The organism is Nostoc sp. DedQUE12b (assembly GCF_034530835.1).
Lineage (GTDB): Bacteria > Cyanobacteriota > Cyanobacteriia > Cyanobacteriales > Nostocaceae > Nostoc.
On record NZ_JAVRCI010000106.1, the window covers coordinates 1 to 20,346 of the forward strand.

Annotated in this window: 18 protein-coding genes; 10 read left to right on the forward strand and 8 right to left on the reverse strand. The window is 42.1% G+C overall.

Going from position 1 to position 20,346, the window contains the following annotated elements:
* From RMY16_RS29860 to RMY16_RS29885, 6 genes are all read right to left on the reverse strand, one after another.
* Nucleotides 1-250 (reverse strand): leucine-rich repeat domain-containing protein (locus tag RMY16_RS29860; protein WP_322739411.1); only part of this gene is annotated, 250 nt, incomplete at its 3' end.
* Nucleotides 251-785: 535 nt separating this feature from the next.
* Nucleotides 786-3,596 (reverse strand): ATP-binding protein, encoded by a 2,811-nt coding sequence (locus RMY16_RS29865; protein WP_322739412.1) that lies wholly within the window; start codon nucleotides 3,594-3,596, stop codon nucleotides 786-788.
* A 119-nt stretch (nucleotides 3,597-3,715) separates the two neighbouring features.
* Entirely contained in the window at nucleotides 3,716-4,042 is a 327-nt protein-coding gene (locus tag RMY16_RS29870; RefSeq protein WP_322739413.1) for a hypothetical protein, read from the reverse strand.
* A 207-nt stretch (nucleotides 4,043-4,249) separates the two neighbouring features.
* Nucleotides 4,250-5,485: a DUF445 domain-containing protein gene (locus tag RMY16_RS29875; RefSeq protein WP_322739414.1), complete on the reverse strand. Its 1,236-nt coding sequence runs from the start codon at nucleotides 5,483-5,485 to the stop codon at nucleotides 4,250-4,252.
* Nucleotides 5,486-5,604: 119 nt separating this feature from the next.
* Nucleotides 5,605-6,309, reverse strand: coding sequence for a bifunctional demethylmenaquinone methyltransferase/2-methoxy-6-polyprenyl-1,4-benzoquinol methylase UbiE (ubiE, locus tag RMY16_RS29880; protein ID WP_322666707.1), 705 nt, complete (start codon nucleotides 6,307-6,309; stop codon nucleotides 5,605-5,607).
* A gap of 82 nt (nucleotides 6,310-6,391) precedes the next feature.
* On the reverse strand, nucleotides 6,392-7,336 hold the full coding sequence (locus RMY16_RS29885) for a response regulator (RefSeq protein WP_322666701.1): 945 nt from the start codon (nucleotides 7,334-7,336) through the stop codon (nucleotides 6,392-6,394).
* 297 nt (nucleotides 7,337-7,633) lie between these two features.
* Here RMY16_RS29885 and RMY16_RS29890 point away from each other — a divergent pair, with 297 nt between their 5' ends.
* The 4 genes from RMY16_RS29890 to RMY16_RS29905 all read left to right on the forward strand — a co-directional run bounded on the left by RMY16_RS29890 (nucleotide 7,634) and on the right by RMY16_RS29905 (nucleotide 14,223).
* A complete protein-coding gene (locus tag RMY16_RS29890) occupies nucleotides 7,634-8,722 on the forward strand; it encodes a RuBisCO accumulation factor 1 (RefSeq protein WP_322739415.1) in 1,089 nt (362 codons plus the stop codon).
* A gap of 656 nt (nucleotides 8,723-9,378) precedes the next feature.
* The gene (aqpZ, locus tag RMY16_RS29895) at nucleotides 9,379-10,152 is read left to right on the forward strand and encodes an aquaporin Z (RefSeq protein ID WP_322666697.1); all 774 of its coding nucleotides are present in this window, start codon (nucleotides 9,379-9,381) and stop codon (nucleotides 10,150-10,152) included.
* Between the two features lie 466 nt (nucleotides 10,153-10,618).
* Nucleotides 10,619-13,120 (forward strand): ATP-dependent helicase, encoded by a 2,502-nt coding sequence (locus tag RMY16_RS29900; RefSeq protein WP_322739416.1) that lies wholly within the window; start codon nucleotides 10,619-10,621, stop codon nucleotides 13,118-13,120.
* A 413-nt stretch (nucleotides 13,121-13,533) separates the two neighbouring features.
* Nucleotides 13,534-14,223: a hypothetical protein gene (locus RMY16_RS29905; RefSeq protein WP_322739417.1), complete on the forward strand. Its 690-nt coding sequence runs from the start codon at nucleotides 13,534-13,536 to the stop codon at nucleotides 14,221-14,223.
* A 4-nt stretch (nucleotides 14,224-14,227) separates the two neighbouring features.
* On the opposite strand, the gene RMY16_RS29910 is transcribed toward RMY16_RS29905, so the two are convergent.
* Nucleotides 14,228-14,767, reverse strand: a complete 540-nt coding sequence (locus RMY16_RS29910) for a GrpB family protein (protein ID WP_322739418.1) — start codon at nucleotides 14,765-14,767, stop codon at nucleotides 14,228-14,230.
* A gap of 115 nt (nucleotides 14,768-14,882) precedes the next feature.
* On the opposite strand from RMY16_RS29910, the gene rpmI reads away from it, so the two are divergent.
* The 6 genes from rpmI (at nucleotide 14,883) to RMY16_RS29940 (ending at nucleotide 19,913) form a co-directional block, all read left to right on the forward strand.
* Nucleotides 14,883-15,080, forward strand: a complete 198-nt coding sequence (rpmI, locus tag RMY16_RS29915; RefSeq protein WP_322666689.1) for a 50S ribosomal protein L35 — start codon at nucleotides 14,883-14,885, stop codon at nucleotides 15,078-15,080.
* Between the two features lie 19 nt (nucleotides 15,081-15,099).
* Nucleotides 15,100-15,456 carry a 50S ribosomal protein L20 gene (rplT, locus tag RMY16_RS29920; protein ID WP_289795542.1) on the forward strand — a complete coding sequence of 119 codons (357 nt, stop codon included), beginning with the start codon at nucleotides 15,100-15,102 and terminating at the stop codon, nucleotides 15,454-15,456.
* Between the two features lie 12 nt (nucleotides 15,457-15,468).
* Nucleotides 15,469-16,284 (forward strand): transporter substrate-binding domain-containing protein, encoded by an 816-nt coding sequence (locus RMY16_RS29925; protein WP_322739419.1) that lies wholly within the window; start codon nucleotides 15,469-15,471, stop codon nucleotides 16,282-16,284.
* Between the two features lie 90 nt (nucleotides 16,285-16,374).
* A complete protein-coding gene (locus tag RMY16_RS29930; protein ID WP_322666685.1) occupies nucleotides 16,375-16,899 on the forward strand; it encodes a tetratricopeptide repeat protein in 525 nt (174 codons plus the stop codon).
* Nucleotides 16,900-17,240: 341 nt separating this feature from the next.
* A complete protein-coding gene (locus RMY16_RS29935; protein WP_322739420.1) occupies nucleotides 17,241-19,223 on the forward strand; it encodes a primary-amine oxidase in 1,983 nt (660 codons plus the stop codon).
* 120 nt (nucleotides 19,224-19,343) lie between these two features.
* Nucleotides 19,344-19,913: a peptidylprolyl isomerase gene (locus RMY16_RS29940; protein ID WP_322666681.1), complete on the forward strand. Its 570-nt coding sequence runs from the start codon at nucleotides 19,344-19,346 to the stop codon at nucleotides 19,911-19,913.
* Nucleotides 19,914-20,155: 242 nt separating this feature from the next.
* Here RMY16_RS29940 and RMY16_RS29945 read toward each other — a convergent pair.
* On the reverse strand, nucleotides 20,156-20,346 hold a 191-nt coding region (locus RMY16_RS29945; protein ID WP_322739421.1), incomplete at its 5' end, for a MutS-related protein.

Sequence of the window (20,346 nt, forward strand, 5' to 3'; positions counted from 1 at the left end):
CTTCTGGCAGTTGGGTCAGTCGGTTGTTGGAGAGGTAAAGCTGTTGCAACTGAGTCAGGGATGCGATCGCTTCTGGCAGTTCGGTCAGTTGGTTGTAGGAGAGATTAAGCTGTTGCAACTGAGTCAGGGATGCGATCGCCTCTGGTATCTCAGTGAGTTTTATGTTGCTGAGATTGAGTTCTATTGCTCCCTCTCGCCGTGCCTTTTCAATGCGCTGCTCTGCTTTTTGATAAGCTTTATCTCTTGCCATGAGCAAATCCTTTCTCTTGCTACCAAAATCGGAGTAATAGCCAGACTCTTATTCTAATGTCAAAAGTAGATTCAGCTTGGAACAGAATTTCATTAATTTATAGCGAATTAAATTTGGCGATATCCTGCATTGTTAATTCATCGGCTTGTATTGTTAATGCGGCGACGGCCTTGTTAATGCATCGGCTTGTATTGTTAATGCGGCGGCGGCCTTGTTAATACATTGGCTTGTATTGTTAATGCGGCCGCGGCCTTGTTAATGCATCGGCTTGTATTGTTAATGCGGCCGCGGCCTTGTTAATGCAGCGGCTTGTATTAAAAACGTTACGTTTTTACGTAAAACTGTACCTCTAGTGGTTCTCAATTGCATGAAATACAGACCTAACCCCCAGCCCCTTCCCTGCTAGCGTTGGGGAGTAAGACTTAAAGCCTCTCTCCTTTTAGGAGAGAGGTCAAAGTGTATTACATGCAAACGAGAAACGCTATATTTATTTTATTTTGGTTAAAAAGTTAACCACGTAAAATAATGTTGACAATTAGATAGCTTGCTGATTTAGCGGAATTACAATTATAAATTCTGTTCCCTTTCCAGGAGCAGAAATACATTCTAATTTTCCCTGATGTTTTTGGGTGATAATCTGATGACTAATAGATAAACCTAACCCAGTACCTTTATTAACTGGTTTAGTCGTAAAAAATGGTTCAAATAATTGTTTTTGTACCTTTTCGGGAATGCCTATACCATTGTCGCCAATACGAATAACTACCTGATTTTCGCTAGTGAGTTTAGTCTGAATGCTTATCTGAGGAGTAGAGAGCGTTTCTTCCCTTACTCCCCACTCACCATTTTCTACTGCCTCTTCTAAAGCATCGATCGCATTTGCTAAAAGATTCATAAATACTTGATTCAGTTGTCCAGCATAACATTCTACTAATGGCAGGTCGCCGTATTCTTTAATCACCTCAATTGTTTGATTGTTAGATTTAGGTTTGAGACGATGTTCCAGAATCATCAGCGTATTATCTATACCCTCATGGATATTCACAGCTTTCATCTCTGCGTCATCTAGCCGGGAAAAGTTTCGCAGAGATAAGACAATTTCTGTGATTCTTTCAGCACCAACTGTCATAGAAGTTAGCAAGTTGGGCAAGTCTGCAATCAAAAAATCTAAATCGATCGCTTCTGTTTCTTGTTGAATTTCCTTTACTGGATTAGGATAGCTTTTCTGGTATAATTGCAGCAATCTCAATAAATCTTGGATATATTGATTGGCATAGCCGACATTGCCAGAAATAAAATTGATTGGATTATTGATTTCGTGCGCTACACCTGCTACTAACTGCCCCAAACTGGACATTTTTTCACTATGCACTAGTTGAGATACTAGCTGCTTTGCCTCTTGGCGCAATTGTGCTTCTGAGTATCGCAATATCTGCTCTGCTTGTTTGCGCTGGGTAATATCGTGGAGAATGACGACATATTCCTGAAAATCCTGATGGGGTCTATCTGAAATGGAAACTTCCAGAGTTCTGTTTTTCCCATTACCGATTAAAATTTGTTCGCTACGCTTTGTCCACTGCTCTGGATAGGAAACTAATGCAGGTAGCCATTTGTTGAGGTGATTTCCTGGCAACTCAGATGGGTTGACACCAAAGAACGATTCAATGGCTGGGTTAGCTTGCTGGATAATGCCTTGATCGTCTACGACTAAAATACCATCTTGGGCGACAGTAAACAGGTGTTCGGCAGCTTCTCGCGCTTCTGCGATCGCCACCACTTGCGGTAAACTTGTCCAACAAGCGATCGCTACTCCCACAAATGCCACGCTCATAAGCAACACCACAAATATATTCTCACCGCCCGCAGTCGCCACTTTATTAAGTTTGACACCAAATAACCAGCCAACTGCCACGGCGCTGCACAGTAAAAAAATCAGGATGCTCACTTGAAGAATTACTGAATCTTTAATAATTACTACAGGGCGCGTGCGATATCGTCGCATCCACCAATTGCGATGGAAGACAGAGAAATTCACGCGGCGAATTACCGCATCTATTCCCATAACACTAATGGGAAATAATAGCCCAATTAGCAAGTTGAGCCAACCCCAGGCAAATCCACCCACCAACAACACCACAACTTCTAACAGCAAAATGCCTAGAGATATACGAGGAAATAAAACTTCCGGGCGATCGCGCCGAAGCCAAAGCCCCAGATGCAGTAACATAAAGGAGACAAACCAACCGATGTTACCAACAGCGACGATTCGCGCCACATCTCCCCAAATCAGATAGATTAAACACAACACCAGTGTCAACGTCAATGCTGGGACAAACACACCCCGACGTGAGACAACAGAAAATACTGGTGAAATGTGGTTATCTAAAGCCAGCTGATACAAAATTCGCGGGCAATTAGAAACTACCGTTGCCGAACCTAGTAGACAAGCAGCTACTAGCAAAAAAGAAACACTTACACCAGCGAATCTTCCCCAAAAGGGCAGGGAAACTGTCGCAAGATTCAGGAAAGCATTGTCTTTCAGGTCGGGATTTGTTGCTAACCGCATCACGACCCAAGAACCTCCCAAAAAGATTGGTGGCATCATCCAGGCGGCAATGTCTAGAAACCGCAGCGTTTGAGTAGGGTTGCGGCTATCGGCGACAAAGGAAGAAGCCGTTTCACAACTGTAGGTTGCATAGGTGACGAAAAAGAACCACTTTGCCCAATCCACGAAGCTCAAAGATGACCAACTATTAGGAAAAAACCCAGGACTTACCGGAGAAAACGCTAACCAGCCAAGACCTTGTACACAAAAGGTCATTAGTAGTCCAAAGGCTGGAATGACAAAAAACAAATGTAAAATACTCAGGGCGCGAGTCCCACTAAACGCCACGATAAAGGGTAACAGTGTAAAGCTAATATCCAGAAATATTTCTGGACAGGCAATACCCAGCGTCTCCAAATTTACTTTAATTAAATCTCTAAGTACGATTGTATTAACTGACAGGTAGGAAATCCAATTGAGGAGGTATCCAATTGCTGCATAGCGAGCTAATCCTGGGTAGTTTTGCAGTAGCTTAGTAGCATAGTTAGGTGTTCCTCCAGCTACATTGATGAAATGAATACCTAAGCGTTTCACTTGATAATTGAGCAACATTCCGAAAATCACCGCAGGTATCCAGACAAAAATAGCTTCGGAACCGAGAGCAGCATGAATCGCTGGAACCAATGCTGTCCAAGAAATATGAGCTGTCAAACCAAAGCCCCAGCTTTCAACAGCACTTAGGCTTCTAGTTAAGCGAGGGTAAGAAGATTGGCCCAATGTGGAGTGAGGAGGATGGGACATGATTGGCAATGTTAAGTGGGATACTGTAATTAAGCTTATTAGCTAGAGTTCCCATCTCGTAAATATTCTGAACAAAAACTTTCTCTACGGAATCATACTTAGAGGTTAATATATATATATCAGGAAAAATTCACTTTCCAATACCAGTGTTTATTGCCTTCATCCCCCAATCCCTTCTCCCAATTTCGGAGAAGGGGAGCTAATTTCAGGCGTTGCATTTGAGTATCTATGCAAAAGGCGAAATCATCTCGTTGGGGACGGGCTTGGATACGAAAAGCATTCCACAATGCTAATGCCAGATTATTAGGATCGGTTTCTTCGATAGAGTTTGTTTTGAGGACTCTTTTGGCTGTTTCCACAGCAGTGGAAATTGCCCCGTAGCTCAGGTTAAATTGTGATACTAGTGTTTCAACTCGTCCGTTTAGAACAAATACACTTGTACCCAAGGCATCTTGCCAGAGGGTAAGCTGTTCGGAAGTTGTTAGTTTGGGGATATCGAAGGTGATTAAAGAATGGTGGGATAATGATAAGTGATCGCTATTGCTTCCAAAGAAATAAACCTAAATAAAGCCCTAGATTTAATTCAAGAGCTTTTAGTCGCAGATATAAGCAATCAAGAAAAATGACCCAAAATTCATTAAAAACTAACCATACTACTGTTGAACCAACAATAAAAACACCGTCTGGAATAACCCCACAACAAAACCCAAAACACCACCTAAAGTTACAATCGCCTGCAATTCATTTTTGACAATTCCTTCAATGGCAGCTTCCAAATCAGCAGGTGAAGTTGATTTTACACGGTCAACAATCACTTCATCTATCGATAAAATTGGAATCGCCTGTGCCACAATTGCTTCTAAATCTTTTTCTAAATATTTCTCTAAAATTAGAGCCAACTCTTGACTCATTACTTCTAAAGAAGTACTGACAACTGGTGAAGTACTAACACGATTCAGCAGGACTACAGCAATATTTTCCCAATCAACAGAATCAGTTAATCCTTGTAAAAAATCACTACCACTATTCTGTAGGTAATGGCGGACACTTTCGCGGGTAGTCTTTCGGAGTTGGCGAACCGTACCCATTGGCAAGTTTTGTAATGTTAAATTTTGCAGTAATTTCCGAATGCGATCGCGGATCTGCAAATCTTGAGTCAATTCCTGCAACCGAGTATTAGCAGCCTCCTTTTCATCCAAACAAAAAGTTCGTAGGCGTGTAAGAGTGTTACGTAAGCCAAACAAATTTGCTACTACCCAATAAGTCCCACTGGTTTTTTCGCGGAAGCCTTCATCGATAATTTGAATGGTGCGATCGGTCAAAAAATCAACTATCGTTTGGCGTAAAAGATCCGGCGGTAAAACTACTTGTAACAACCAATCCGCAAGCCGCGTAGATTGTTCTTCAGTAAGTTGAAATTCCAGCAATATCTGGTCGAAAATTTGATTTATCTGCGTTTCCAAAAAATCTTCACGCCGCGCTAAAACCTTAAGCAATCGTGGCAAGGACTCCCCTAGTAAATCCCGCAAAATTCCTGCTACAATTTTGGCACTTTTCTCGTTTTTATCTGTTTTGATTTGTTCAATTGCCAACCGCAACAACCAGAGAATTGCTGATTGGACGCGTTCTGTTTGCAACAAACGTCGTGCCAGATTTTGCAATTCTTGTGGTGTCAATAGTGACCCCATGATTGTATTAGAAATGTTCTTAGCCAGACGTTCTTGATTGCGGGGGATCAATCCAGGGGTAAAGGGTACTCTTCGTCCAGCGATATAAATTGCTCGGTAAGGACGGAACAACATTTTGATGGCTATATCATTTGTGAAATAGCCAATAATTCCACCCAGTACCGGGGGAGACACGTAAAGCCAAAGATGAGACCAGTCCAAGGGAAGAATTAAAAAAGTTAGGAGGTTAGAGCTTAGGTTAGGAGTTAAGAGTTAAGAGTTAGGAGTTAGGAATGATAAATTTTAAATGAGAATTTACCACTACTTATAATTCATAACTTTTAACTAATAACTCCTAACTTACTAAGCACTAGCACTCCCATCATACCGTTCGCAATGGGGTAGTGTGTGGCAACTGCAAAACCAACTTGATGAGCTAACTCTATTTGCTCTTTGCCGATGGGAAAGCGATCTAAGCTGGGACTGATGTAAGCATATTCTTGTTTTAAGCCTAAATAACTGGCAACTGGCACTACAAAACTGTCCAGATACAACTGCTGAAAGGCACGTAGCTGAGGATTACTCGGTCGATGAAAGTCTAAAATTGCGGCTTTAGCTCCCGGCTTCAAAACCCGGTATAACTCTTGGAGACTCCGAGAAATATCTTTAACATTTCTTAAACCATAGCCCATTGTTGCGGCATCAAATTGGTTGTCGTCAAAGGGTAAATTGAGGACATCAGCTTCTACCCAGCTGATAGCAGGTTGGGGGTACTGCCTTTGGGAGCGTTCTTTAGCCTTTTCTAGCAGGTTTGGGGAAAAATCTACACCATACACCTGTCCTGCTGCTCCTACACGCCGTGCCAAACGTAAGGCTAAATCACCACTACCGCAACACAAATCTAATGCAGTATCTCCTGGTTTAGCTGCACTCCATTTTACTGCCATTTCCTTCCAGATTCGATGCTGTCCCAGGCTCAACCAATCGTTCAACTGGTCATAAACTGGAGCAATACGATTAAAAATGGACTGAATTTCGTTAGTCATTGGTCAATAAGTCATTGATCGTTAGTCATTCGTCATTTGCCAAAGATAAGGGACAAATGACTAATGACAACTACACAATACCTTAATGAGAGTGACTACTAGTCAGAGCGATCGCCACCAGTTGTGCTGATAAATTAATTAGCACCAATTCATCTTCCCGCAAAGTGCAAGGTTGTTTCCACTGGAGCGACAATACACCCAAAAGTTGATTACGGTAGCTAATTGGAATCACTAAATGTGCTTGCACACCCGTCTTTTGGTAGTGAATCGCATCAACTAATTTAGTATCTTTAAGTACATTTAAGGAAACTTGCATTTGTCCCGTGGCGATCGCTTCCTTGGTTAGTGGGTCTTGAGATAGCCAATTTTCTATTGTACCTGTGTCGCTGTAAGTTCCTTGAGTTGCAACCAGAGTATTTCCATCTGTAAGTTGTAAAATACAGCCGTCTGCCCCAAAAGTTTCACTCACAGCCCTAGCAATAGGAGCAAGAGTTTCTTCTAAGTTAGAAGCTGCTTGAGTTACCTGTACCAAAACACTCAGCAACGCCATTTGAGCATGAGCACGGCGTAATTCTTCTGTACGTTGCTTGAGTAAGTCGTAGGTTTCGGCTGCTCTTTGCACTACTGCCTTCAGTTCCCCTGGATCCCAAGGCTTAGTGATATATTTGTAAACTTGTCCAGCATTAATTGCTTCTACCAAGTCTTCAATATCAGTAAATCCAGTGAGAATTATTCTTACTGTATCGGGAAACTGAGGTACAGTCTTGCTGAGAAACTCAGTCCCTTTCATTTCTGGCATCCGTTGATCGGAGATAATCACCGCTACCTCCCCTTCTGCTGCCAAAACTTGTAGAGCGTTCACCCCACTATCAGCTTTCAGAACATTAAAGTCACGTCGAAATGTGCGATAAAGTAAATCGAGATTATCTGGCTCATCGTCAACTACCAGTATTTTCAGCTTTTTTGGTCGTTCGAGAGTCATAACTTGAGATTGGACTTTATCAATTTCGAGATTGGGTTTATCCATAGATATTTCCTTTAAATATTCACTCTCTTGTTATATTCCATACCAAGTTTAGTTGAGAATAGCCGAAAATCACCAAGGGTTTATACGGAGTTATTTTGCATATATTAGAACGCTAATAGAGGAAATTTGCTTGCCTAAATATCTGAATTAAAAAATGGTGCGCTATAAAGACCAACTAAATTAGCGAAACTATAGCAGTTTTGATCGTAGATGAGGTGTAGGTCTGGGTATAGATTAGAATAATACTTGCTCATGAGGTGTTAATTAACCTCTCAAGTTGAAGCTTGCACTCCGATTATGACTGATCTACCACCCAATACTCAGAATCCCGAAGATAATGCTAACGATGATGTAGCACAAGAGTTACTGCGAAGGCTGAGGCAAAAACAAGGCAACTGGGTGGAATGGGGAGCCGCGATCGCCTCATTGCTAAAAACCGGTTTCAACCCCCAAGAAATTTTTGAGGCGACTGGATTTGAGCCGATTCAACAAAACCAGGTGGTTGTTGGTTCTCAAGTTTACAATTCTTTGGAAAAGTTTGGAGTATCGGAAGCCACGCGATCGCACTACACCGCACGCGGCAGCGATGTTTTATACGAGCTACGTTTACTTACTCAAGAAGAACGTGCCGCCGCAGCTGAACTAATCTTCGTCCACAATGTTGATGCTGATGAGGCACGGGAGATAGCCAAAGCAATTAAAGAGTTCTCCTATTTCCGCACTTTGCCAGAAGGGTTTTCTGCTCATCCTGGGGATGCTGTTGCTCACCAAGTTTGGAAACTGGCACGCCAAAATGCAGATTTACAACAGCGATCGCGCCTGATCGCCAAAGGTTTGCGTTTTGCTCACACGCCAGGTGCAAGGCAAAAAATCGAACAACTACTGACTGATTTTACTACCGTTCCCCAGCGTCCAGCGCCAATTTTACCGTTTTACCGCCTGGAATTTGAAGAACAGTTACCCCGAATATTGCCTGTAGTAGGAGAGTTGCCATTATCACGCCAAGACTTGCAAGCTGTGCCTATACTGACAGAAATTGAACCATTTCGGTTGGTCAAGTTTTCTGGAGAGCAAGCTTGGGTACCCTTACCAGGTTGGCAAGTGCTATTGGCGGCAGAAGATCCAGTGGCGATTTTAGCGAATAGCGATCGCTTCCCCATCCAAAACCAAAGCCAAACAGGGCCAGTCGTAGTAGTAATAGATCGTGCCCAACGAGAATGGGATGCCTCTAGCTATTTTGTCGTTGAAAATGGTGGGGAATTAGATTTTCAATGGTTTGAAACTGAGCCAGAAATTCCTCTATTAGGGCAAATTATTATCATTGTGCGTCCTAAGAAAATTCTGGATGAAGAATTAACTAAGGATTCATGGCAGATTGACGAATAAATTCAATTTTAGACGAGCTAACTGCGTAACACTCCCACACCTTAAAGTGTGGGAGTGTTGAAGATTAAACTAACTAGAGCAAAAATCTCAACACAATTGAGTTAAAGAAAATCGGATGTGGGGTTGAAGAACTAAACCCAACATTTTTGGTGAATTGTTAGGTTTACCTTGATACTATTACTAGATAAGCAAGCTACGCAGTTTACGGTTTTTGAAGCTAAGACCAACCGTATTACAACAAATTTATCAAAACAGAATAAAGGCGTCAGGATCTCACTGAGCGTAGTCGTTGGCGCAGCCTCTCGTAGAGAAGTGAGCCAGAATTCAGTTGCGTATTTTGAACGAAAGAGCGTATAGGGCAGCGTTAGCGTTCGCGCAGCGTCTCGTAGAGAGCATCGCGTCAAGATTGCTGACTCCTAAATTATTCAATATAAGAGCAAAGTTATTAAGAAATTAAGTATTTTTTTGGTTATTTTAAATTTTGCTGTATTTTCATATTTTATCACCACAATGAACTATTGAAAAAAAATTCCGGTTTTTTTCAATTTAGTTCCATCACAAAAAAAAGGCAATAGATTTTTTGTTGACAGCAATGAATTAAACATTGTGTAACGTAACTATTACTCATTTGTAGCTGAACAAGGAATTTTCCAAAAATGTCTCTCACAAAACGTTGCTTGGCAGAATTTATCGGCACATTTTGGCTTGTTTTAGGTGGCTGTGGTAGTGCTGTTCTAGCCGCAGCCTACACAGCAGATGCTGCAAAAATCAGCGAGAATACTTCTTTTCCATTGGGTATTGGATTAGTAGGTGTATCTTTGGCATTCGGACTTACTGTCCTCACAGGGGCTTATGCTCTTGGTCATATTTCTGGTGGTCATTTCAATCCAGCTGTTTCCTTTGGACTGTGGGCAGGTAAGCGCTTTTCGGGATCTGACTTACTACCTTATATCGTCTCTCAAGTAATCGGTGCAGTTGTTGGTGCGGGCATTATCTACCTGATTGCTAGTGGCAAAACTGGATTTACCCTGACTGGCTCCAACCCACTGGCTACCAACGGTTACGGTACTCATTCTCCAGGTGGTTACACGCTGTTTGCTTGCTTCATTAGTGAAGTTGTAATGACTTTTATGTTTCTGCTAATTATTCTGGGCGTGACTGACAGCCGCGCTCCTAAAGGATTTGCACCACTGGCAATTGGTTTTGGACTCACCTTGATTCACCTGATTAGCATTCCTGTAACCAATACCTCGGTTAATCCTGCGCGTAGTACTGGAGTTGCTCTATTTGCAGGTGTACAAATGTTTTCACAAGTTTGGCTGTTCTGGATAGCTCCGATTTTGGGGGCAATTTTAGCAGGATGGTTGTATGCAGCCGTTTTTAGTGAATCAACTGTGAGCGAACGGCAAAACATCGAAGAGCTAGTCTAACTTTCTTAACAATCCCCTCACTGAACAAATTAACCAATTGTTATATGTTTAGTCAGGGGGTTGACATAATATTTAAGTATATACACACGCATTTGATGCAGATAGTTTACTAAAACAGTTAAAACAAAAACGGTAGAGTATTTTGTTAGGAATTTGGCATTAAGAATCACCGAAAATTATTCATATCTGCGGTTTGGGAATTAAATTTAATCTCTATTTAAAATATATAATTAGGACTTACGCACTTTACACATTGACCATTATGTGAAAAGTCAGCTTGTTAAACTAAAAGTCTTACCCTGCCTCGTTCCCAGGCTGTGCCTGGGAATGCGCTCAAGTGGGCTGCTGCCTACTTGTTTGACGGGAGGCAGAGCCTCCCATAAGAGCATTACAAGGCTCTGCCTTGTAACGAGAGGTAATCCACAGTTGGCTGTCTTTGCCAATGCGTAAGTTCTAATAATTTGATATGTCCGACTCTAAATTTACGACTCCTGTTATTCAAGAATTACTTGACTCAGAATTGTCTGAGCGATCGCCTATTGCTTCTTTGCAGGAGAAGATTCTCGCAATCCGCAACAGTCTCCGCCCTGGACAGCAGCAAATGGCTGATTGGCAATCTGGCCCTTTGGCGATTTCAGCCGTTCCTGGTGCGGGTAAATCTACTGGGATGGCAGCGGCAGCAGCGATCGCGATCGCCCGTCAATATGAGCGTTCATCTTCCCGCCGTCAGCTGGTAGTCGTTACTTTTACTCGCTCTGCTGCTGCCAATATTAAAGCGAAGATTCGCAAATTTTTACGAGATGATTTATCTTTACCTCAGACAGGATTTTTTGTCTATACCCTACACGGTCTAGCATTGAACATTGCCAACCGCCATTCTGATTTATCGGGTTTGCAGCTAGAAAATGTCATATTAATTACGCCAACCCAAAGTCACCGCTTTATCAGAACAGCTGTAGAACAATGGATTGTAAATAATCCAGATATATATTTGCGGTTATTGGAAGGTCATCAATTTGATGGAGAAGAGACAGAAAGGTTGCGTCGTCAATCAGTACTGCGAACAGAAGTATTACCAGAGTTGGCTAATACAGTAATTCATGAAGCAAAAAGTTCTGGGATATCGCCAGAATTGTTGCGGGAGTGGAGTAAGCAAACTACAGACGAATATGCAATTTTGAGCGTAGCAGCAGGATTGTACGAGCAATATCAAAACTTAATGCGATCGCGTGATTTTATAGATTACGACGATATGATTTTAGCTGCACTACGCGTTTTAGAAAACGACAGTGCCCGTCGCATTGAGCAAAACCAAATATTCGCCGTCTTTGAAGACGAAGCCCAAGATTCTAGCCCTCTTCAGACGCAGCTATTAGAAATTTTGGCAAGTAATCGGGAATATCAGCAAGAAAATTCTTCACTCCCAACTCCTAACTCCCCACTCCTAACTCCCAACTCAGCACTCAGCACTCAGGACTCAGCACTCCTAACTCCCAACTCAGCACTCAGCACTCAGGACTCAGCACTCAATTTAGTCCGAGTTGGCGACCCTAACCAGGCGATTAACTCTACCTTTACTCCGGCCGATCCGATTTATTTCCGGCAATTTTGCGAAGAGTGCGATCGCATCGAACGATTAGCAACGATGGATCGAGCTGGTCGCAGTACTAGAATTATCATTGAAGCTGCTAACTTTGCCCTCAAATGGATCAACAATCAGTGGCTAGCAATAACTAAAACCAACAACAAACAACAAATTCCTGACAACCGACAAGTACCGTTTCGCTTGCAGACAATTCGCCCTGTGGAAGTTGGCGATCCGCAAGCTAACGCCAACCCCGCACCCGTAGGACGAGGATTAGAACTTCATACACCGCATGACATTCATCACACCGTTGAATTGTTATCTCAAAGAGTAATTGAGTTATTTGGTGAAGATCCAACAAAAAATAGTGCCGCGATTTTAGTCCGAGAAAATCGTCAAGGACGATGGTTAGCAGAAGCTCTAACACCTCTGTGCAAAGAGCATAAAATTACACTTTATGATGTGGGAGAACGCGATCGCCGTTCCCATGTTCCTCAAGAAATTTTGGCATTATTGCAATTTTGCGATCGCCCCCACTCCCCCGATTACCTCAAAGCCGCCCTAGAAGCATTAGTACAGCGCCAATTAATTCCTACCCAAGACCTCAACGCCCTTGCGAGTTTACCAGAAGAGTTTTTGTATCCTGGCCCCCTAGCAGCACCCCAGCCAGAAACAGTACAAAAAGCTGCTCGTTTGTGTCGCAATTTACTTCGTGCTCGTTTAGAACTGCCTTTATACCAGCTAATTTCCTTTCTTGCCTTGACTTTAAATTACGACCAGGCAGAATTGGCAACTGCTGATAAACTCGCAGAACGGGTAAACCAGCAGATAGCTGGTAATAGTTCGATGGGGGGAATGCTTTCAGCTTTAAGTGAAATCGTTAGTTCTGAACGGTTTGAACCAGTGGAAACCGAAGATTCGGAAGAACGTTATACCCGTCGCGGTCAACTGACAATTATCACCATGCACAAAGCTAAAGGGCTAGATTGGGACTATGTGTTTCTTCCTTTTCTCCACGAAAACTTGATTCCTGGCAGATTTTGGGTTCCTCCTCAAAGCCAATTTTTAGGCGACTTTACCTTATCAGAAGTAGCCCGCGCCCAAATTCGCGCTACTCTCCACGAAGAATCTATCATACCTGATGTTAGTCAGGCATGGGAGGTGGCAAAGAATTTGAAAACATCTGAAGAGTATCGTCTACTCTATGTTGCCATGACACGAGCAAAGCTTCTGCTGTGGATGTCTGCGGCGCAGAAAGCCCCCTTCACTTGGAGTAAACCGGACAATTTACAAGAACAAGCGCCTTGTCCAGTGTTTCCAGCATTAAAACGCCAGTTTCCTGAATGTGTGGTGAATTCGACTTTATCCAAAATGAACAACTAAGTTTTCTTTATCCGGCAAAAACCCTGTTTTAGCAAATACTTTTTCCACGTCACAGATTATCGATAAGGTTCCAAAAGTAGAAATACTGTTCCACAGATATTTCAGCTTCAGCGTTCGTACAACGACTCCGCAGGAGTATCGCGTTGCAAAAAAAATGGCTCAAGTTAAGAATATGCTTAATGCTGTATAATTAGTGGCAAGGAATATATAAATAAAAAAGAAATATTTATACTCAAAACGGGTAAAAATAGTACTTCTTTGCACTGTACCAAAATGTAGCTTTTTAAGCCTCTCCCGATGTACGGGAAGAGTTTTGGAGAGGGGTTCTAAGTTCAGTTTTAAGGGGTTCGCAGTATACACGTTAAATTTGAGTCTGGATAAGAGTTTAAGGTATTTACATATCGCAAGGAATCATGAAACTTATGAAAGGATGTGTATTGACCCTAGCGTTGACAACCTTCCTATCGTGGGGATTTGGGCTTACCGAAAACAATTCTGCTGGGGCTGTTTCTCGCTTAGACACCACTCAATTGGGCGAAACACTTCAGGCGAAATCAAGCAGTTTGCCGAAGGCAATCGCCAATAAAGTTTTACGGGATGCGTCCAACCGTTCCGGCGTACCTGTAGGGGAATTACGGGTTATCCAAGTTATATCGAAAACCTTTAGCAATCCCTGTGAGTTCAATTTTGGAGAAATTTGCACCAGGGAATACAACCCCATTGAGGGCTGGGAAGTAGTTGTCAGAGTTCGGCAAGATTCGTGGACTTACCATGTAGATAAATCTGGGAAACAAATCGTTTTAGATCCTAAGGTAAGCGCTTTACATATATTGCCGAAAACGATCGCTTATGCAATTTTGACCGATGCTTCAAACCGTTCTGGGGTAGCAATTGCTGATTTAAAAATTACTCAAGCTACACCAAAAACCTTTGGAAATTCCTGCGTATTTGGCTTTGGTGAAGTTTGCATCCAGCTATTCGATCCCATTGAGGGCTGGGAAGTTATTGTCAAGGTTAAAGGTCAATTTTGGACTTACCATGTCAATAAATCTGGTTCACAAATTGTTTTAGATCCCAAAGTCACCGCCATTAAGAAAAATTAAATAATCAATGGCTTTGGCTTTTTCCCATATTCTCATTCCGTGCTTTGACCATCAAAGCACGGATATAGTCATTTTTACCATTGGTATAAGCTTCGCGATCGCTCCGAAAACTTGCCGCCAAGTCGCGTTTTAGAACTTCGTAGCGTTTTGCCTCTTCAGGATGCTTTCTCAGATAGTCACAAAATAGCTTGCGCTCCCAAAATTCGCTGTCAATCTCGACTATGTGAACATGATGAGTACGTTGCTTTCCGTATGGTGGCATCCCTTTGACAAAAAACATCCGTCCAGGACGCGGATCTTCACGCCAATAAACGTATCCCAAAGATTCCAAAGCCAAAATAGCAGATTTTGCATCTACTAAGGAACGCACTCCCACCATGATGTCAATAACTGGTTTGGCTGCTATTCCTGGTACTGCGGTACTACCAATATGTTCAATTTCTACAACCAAGTCATTGCCTAGTGCCTGGCAAATACGCTCGGCTTCTTCTTTAAACAAAGTCGCCCAACGTGGGTCATATTCAACTATATTGACCTCATCCATAAGTGAAGCTAAGTTTATCTACAGCGATCGCCGTTGGCTAAATCCTTTATTTAATTGCAGTTATAGCGATTTTAATAGTATATAATAATGGATCGTGTCGAATCAAAGCTAGACCATGCCTAAACTAAAGACTCGTAAAGCCGCGGCAAAGCGATTCCGTGCCACCGGTAGCGGCAAAATCGTCCGTCGCAAAGCGTTCAAAAGCCACCTTTTAGAACACAAATCTTCTGACAAAAAACGTAGTATGCGTCAGAGTGCCCTTGTACACGAACGCGATGAACTTAACGTGCGCTTGATGCTCCCATATTTGTAAGTATTTTAGGAAATAAGTTATGACTCGGGTAAAACGCGGTAATGTAGCTCGCAAACGCCGCAATAAAATTCTCAAACTAGCTAAAGGTTTTCGCGGTTCCCATTCAACTCTGTTTAGAACTGCCAACCAACAAGTGATGAAGGCGCTACGGAGTGCCTACCGCGATCGCAAAAAGAAGAAGCGCGATTTTCGTCGCCTTTGGATCACCCGCATCAATGCTGCTTCCAGGCAACACGGCTTGAGTTACAGCCAGTTGATCGGTAACTTGAAAAAAGCTGATATCCAATTAAATCGCAAGATGTTGGCGCAATTGGCAGTCCTCGATCCAGCTAGTTTCGGCAAAGTTGCTGAATTGGCACTTCAAGCTAAAGGATAAAGGTGGTGAGGGATGTATAACAGATGTAACAGACAGCAAGCAATTACTCGGTTACATCTGGTATTATCCGCCACTATTTTTTTGATTTTTTGCTTTTCTTTAGTAGGGACGGGATTAACTGCATCTGCTGCCGAAATGTCAGAAATTCAGCAGCGGGGCTATTTAAATGTTGCCGTGAAAGATAACTTGCGTCCCTTGGGATTTAAAGATGACAATGGGAATTTGCAAGGCTTAGAAATTGACTTAGCCAAGCGTTTGGCAGCTGACTTGGTTGGTAAAGCCGAAGCTGTAAAATTTCAACCTGTAGCGAATCGCGATCGCCTGTCTGTAGTTTTAGACAAGAAAGTTGATTTTGCGATCGCTAGAGTCACAGCAACCGAGTCACGCGCCCGCATAGTTAATTTCAGTGTTCCCTACTATTTTGATGGCACTGTATTAGTTACAAAAGATGCCTCTGTGCAGCAGTTGAGCGATCTATCAAAACAAAAAATTGCCGTACTCAATAACTCCAGTACCATTGCTCAAGTGCGGTACTATCTGCCAAACGCCGAGTTAGTAGGAGTAGATTCCTATAAAGAAGCGCGAGAGAAAATAGAAAATAATGCCGCCGTAGCCTTTGCCGCAGATGCTAGTGTTTTAAGCGGTTGGGTGCAACAATATCCTCAATATCGGCTACTGCCAACAAAATTATCAACTGAACCCTTATGTGTAGTAATGCCCAAGGGATTGCAGTACGATGAGTTTAGACGAAATGTGAATCAAGCGATCGCTCGTTATTTAGAAAAAGGTTGGCTCCAGGAACGCTCTCAATATTGGGGTTTACCGTAAATTGGTCATTGGTCATTAGTCATTGGTCATTAGTGAATAACAAATGACAAATGACAAATAACAAACTTTATAATATTTGTATTTGCAGTAATGGATAACAGTCTAGCCGTTGTTTATCTCTCAGTTTTGGTGGTCATACTCACAATTGCAGCCGTGAGTGTTTTTCGCCAGATTTTTAAAACTCGCAAGGTTGAAGGCTCTTTTGCAAGATTGCGAAAGAAATTAGAGAAAGAAAAGGGTACGACTCAAGAATATTATGAGTTAGCCAGTATTTATTCAGAAAAAAAAATGTATTCTCCAGCGATCACGCTATTTCAAAAAGCTCTCAAAGTTGCTGAAGAAGAGGGAGAAGAAAATATCGCCCCTATCTACAACGGGCTGGGCTATGTTTATTTCATCCAAGAGCAATATGACTTAGCAATTCGTCAGTACAAAGAAGCTCTCAAATCTAAACCAGACTACGTGACAGGATTAAATAATCTCGGTCACGCCTACGAGAAGAAAAAATTAACTACTCAGGCGTTACAAGCTTACGAAGAAGCACTCAAATTAGCTCCAAATAACTCTATTGCTAAACGTCGCGCTGAATCTTTACGCCGTTTAGTTTCTGCGTAAGATAAGCATAATACCCAGAACCCCACCCCGCCAAAGCCTTGCTTTAGCTCCCCTCCCCGCAAGCCTACCGTGTATACACAACTCTGAAATAGCTCAGTAACCAAGTTTTACCCCACCCTAACCCTCCCCTTATAAAGGGGAGGGAACTAGATTTATTTCTTGTTTCCCCCCTTTATAAGGGGGGATTAAGGGGGGTAATTCTGACTTATGTGTACACCGTAGCCGCTTGCGGGGTGGGGTTATTTTATTATAATTAATTTCGCTTTAGCCTCTTAATTTATCGGTTTTCAATCTTAAGTTTGGAAATAGGTAACTATAAGTCTTTTGTAAAAATGTAAAAGATGATTAAGCGGCTAAAGCATTTTTTATGGCTAGCTATTGCCATCATTGTTGTTATTTCTTTCTCACTCGGATTAATGGAAACATTGACGGCTCAACAGCCTTCGATTTCCCATCCTCTCACTTCGCTAACTGAGGTAGAAATTAGCAGAGCTGTTTCGGTCATCCAAAGAGAAAAAACTTTGAGCGAAATGGCAGCTTTTTCACTTATTGCTTTACAAGAACCAGATAAAGAAGAAGTTATAAATTTTACACCTGGTAAAGTCTTCCAGCGAAAAGTTTTTTTGGTAATCTATGAGCGATCGCTAAATAAAACCTATGAAGGTATTGTTAACCTGACAAGTAAAACCTTAAGTTCTTGGAAAGAAATACCGTCTGTTCAACCTGCGATCGTTAATTCAGAATATGAACTAGCAACTCAGGTCGTTAAAGCCGATCCCCGATGGCAAAAAGCGATGCAAAAGCGGGGAATTACCGATTTTGATCGAGTTAAAATCAGTTGGTGGGCACCAGGAATTCTCAGCGAACAGGAAGAAGCAATAGGTAATCGTCTTTGTCGCGGTTTATCTTACTACAAAGGTAAAGGCTGGAACTATTACGGTAGTCCCATTGAAGGAGTTTTAGCAACAGTCAATTTGAACACAGGTAAAGTTGCTAGTTTTATTGATAGAGTAAACGTCCCTTTCTCTAAAGAAAACTGGAATTATGATACTAAATCTTTGGGTAAATTACTTTCACCACTGAAAGCATTGAAGATTCTCCAACCGAATGGTAGAAGTTTCCAGATCGAAGACAATGAAATTAGCTGGCAAGGTTGGAAGTTTCGCTATTCAATGCATCCTCGCAATGGATTAATACTCTACCAAGTGACACACAAAGACGGGGAAAATATTCGACCAGTTTTATACCGCGCTAGCCTCTCAGAAATGGTAGTACCTTATGGCAATCCTGAGCCTACTTGGTCGTTTAGAAATGCCTTTGATGTTGGAGAATACAACTTAGGTTTACTAGCAAATACGATGGAATTAGGTAAAGAAATTCCCGAAAATGGCTTGTTGCTAAATGCTGTATTTGCTAATGAACAGGGAGAACCTTATCAAATACCAGGGGTTATCGGTATCTACGAACGCGACAACGGAATGCTGTGGAAACACTATGAGTATAATACTCAGCGTAATGATGTCCGTCGCAGTCGAGAATTAGTGATGAAGATGACTGTAGCGATTGACAACTATGATTACAGCATCAATTGGATCTTTCACCAGGATGGGACTTTGGAAGTCCAAAATGAATTAACGGGTATCGTATTGACGCAGGGAACGGCTGCCCAAAAGCAATCTGATGATGATTCTTATGGTAGGTTAATTGCTAAGAATATCTTTGGAGTCAATCATCAGCACTTTTTCAACTATCGCCTAGATTTCGATGTAGACGGTCAGGCTAATTCTGTGATGGAAATGAATGTGAAAGCTTTGCCGATGGATGAGAAAAATCCTTCAGGAAATGCGATCGCACTTTCAGAAACTCCGCTAGCCAAAGAAACGGCTGCTGTGCGCGATTTGGATCTGAAAAACAGTCGGGAGTGGATGATTGTTAGCGCAGACAAAAAGAATCCTCTCGGTGCTGCACCTGGATATATGCTGATGCCTGAAGGAAATTCCATATTTTTCCCTGTGAAAGGCTCAAAAATCCGGGAAAGGGCAGAATTTGCCACTCATCACCTTTGGGTAACAAAATATAAACCTACTGAATTTTATGCTGGTGGCGATTATCCCAACCAAACTCAACCCGAACAGGGTTTACCAAAATATATCGCAGACAATGAGTCTTTGCTGGGTGAAGATATCGTACTGTGGTACACAATGGGCGTAACTCATATTCCGCGATCGGAAGATTGGCCTGTGATGCCTGTTCACCGAGTTGGCTTTAAGTTAGTCCCTAGAGGATTCTTTAGCCGTAATCCAGCGATAAATTTGCCTGAGTAAAATATTTGTTGGCTCAAGTTTCCTGCCTTCAGGTTTATTTTTCATGTCTAAAGGCGGTAACTTGAATGCTGATAAACTTATATAGTTCAAATACTGGCACTGGTTAAAATAGGATATCTAATGAATTTTCCAGAAATTAATATTCCCGGTGATGGAACACTGCACGCTCGTTTAATTACTTCCTTGGGTGAAATTGTAGTTCGTTTGGAAGAAGAACGAACTCCTAACACCGTCAAAAATTTTGTTGGTCTAGCAACTGGAACAATCGACTGGAAAGACCCTAAAACAGGTCAATCTGGTAAGGGAACTCCAGCTTACGATGGAGTTCGCTTTCATCGGGTCATCCCTAATTTTATGATTCAGTGTGGCGATCCTCTGAGTCGTTATCTAGATACAGCCAACCGATGGGGTACTGGTGGCCCGGGATATCAATTTGAAGATGAGTTTCATCCTGAATTGAGACACACTCGCGCAGGTATCTTGTCGATGGCTAATGCCGGACGCGGTACTAATGGTTCGCAATGGTTCATTACAGAAGCACCAACGCCTCACCTTGACAACAATCACAGTGTTTTTGGTGAAGTTGTCCAAGGTCTAGATATAGTTAGCAAGATTGCTAATGTGCCTACAACTAGAGATCGTCCGAATCAAGAAGTGGTGTTACAAAAAGTAGAGATTTTTAGGCAGTAATTAACACCTCGGTTTGTAGTAAGCACTTTAATTCTTGTACAACAGATTGCAAGTTAATGAAGTACAAAAATACCCCTCCCTAACCCTCCCCGTATGTATTGGAGAGGGAACTAGATTTCTTTTTTCCCCCCTTGGAAAGGGAGGGAACTAGATTTCTTTTTTCCCCCCTTTCCAAGGGGGGATTAAGGGGGGTAAGTATGTACTTCATTTAGATGCAAAATACTGTATTACTACAAACTTGCTTACCCATCAAGATTTTGCAGCCCCATCGCAATCTTACTGTGTTTTTCAATTTGCCCCATTACTTGTTTTGCCCGTTGAATAACTACGGCTGGTAAACCCGCCAATCTTCCCGCTTCAATTCCGTAAGACTTATCAGCGCCTCCTGGTTGAACTTGGTGCAAAAAGATAATTTGGTCGGGTAATTCTTTCA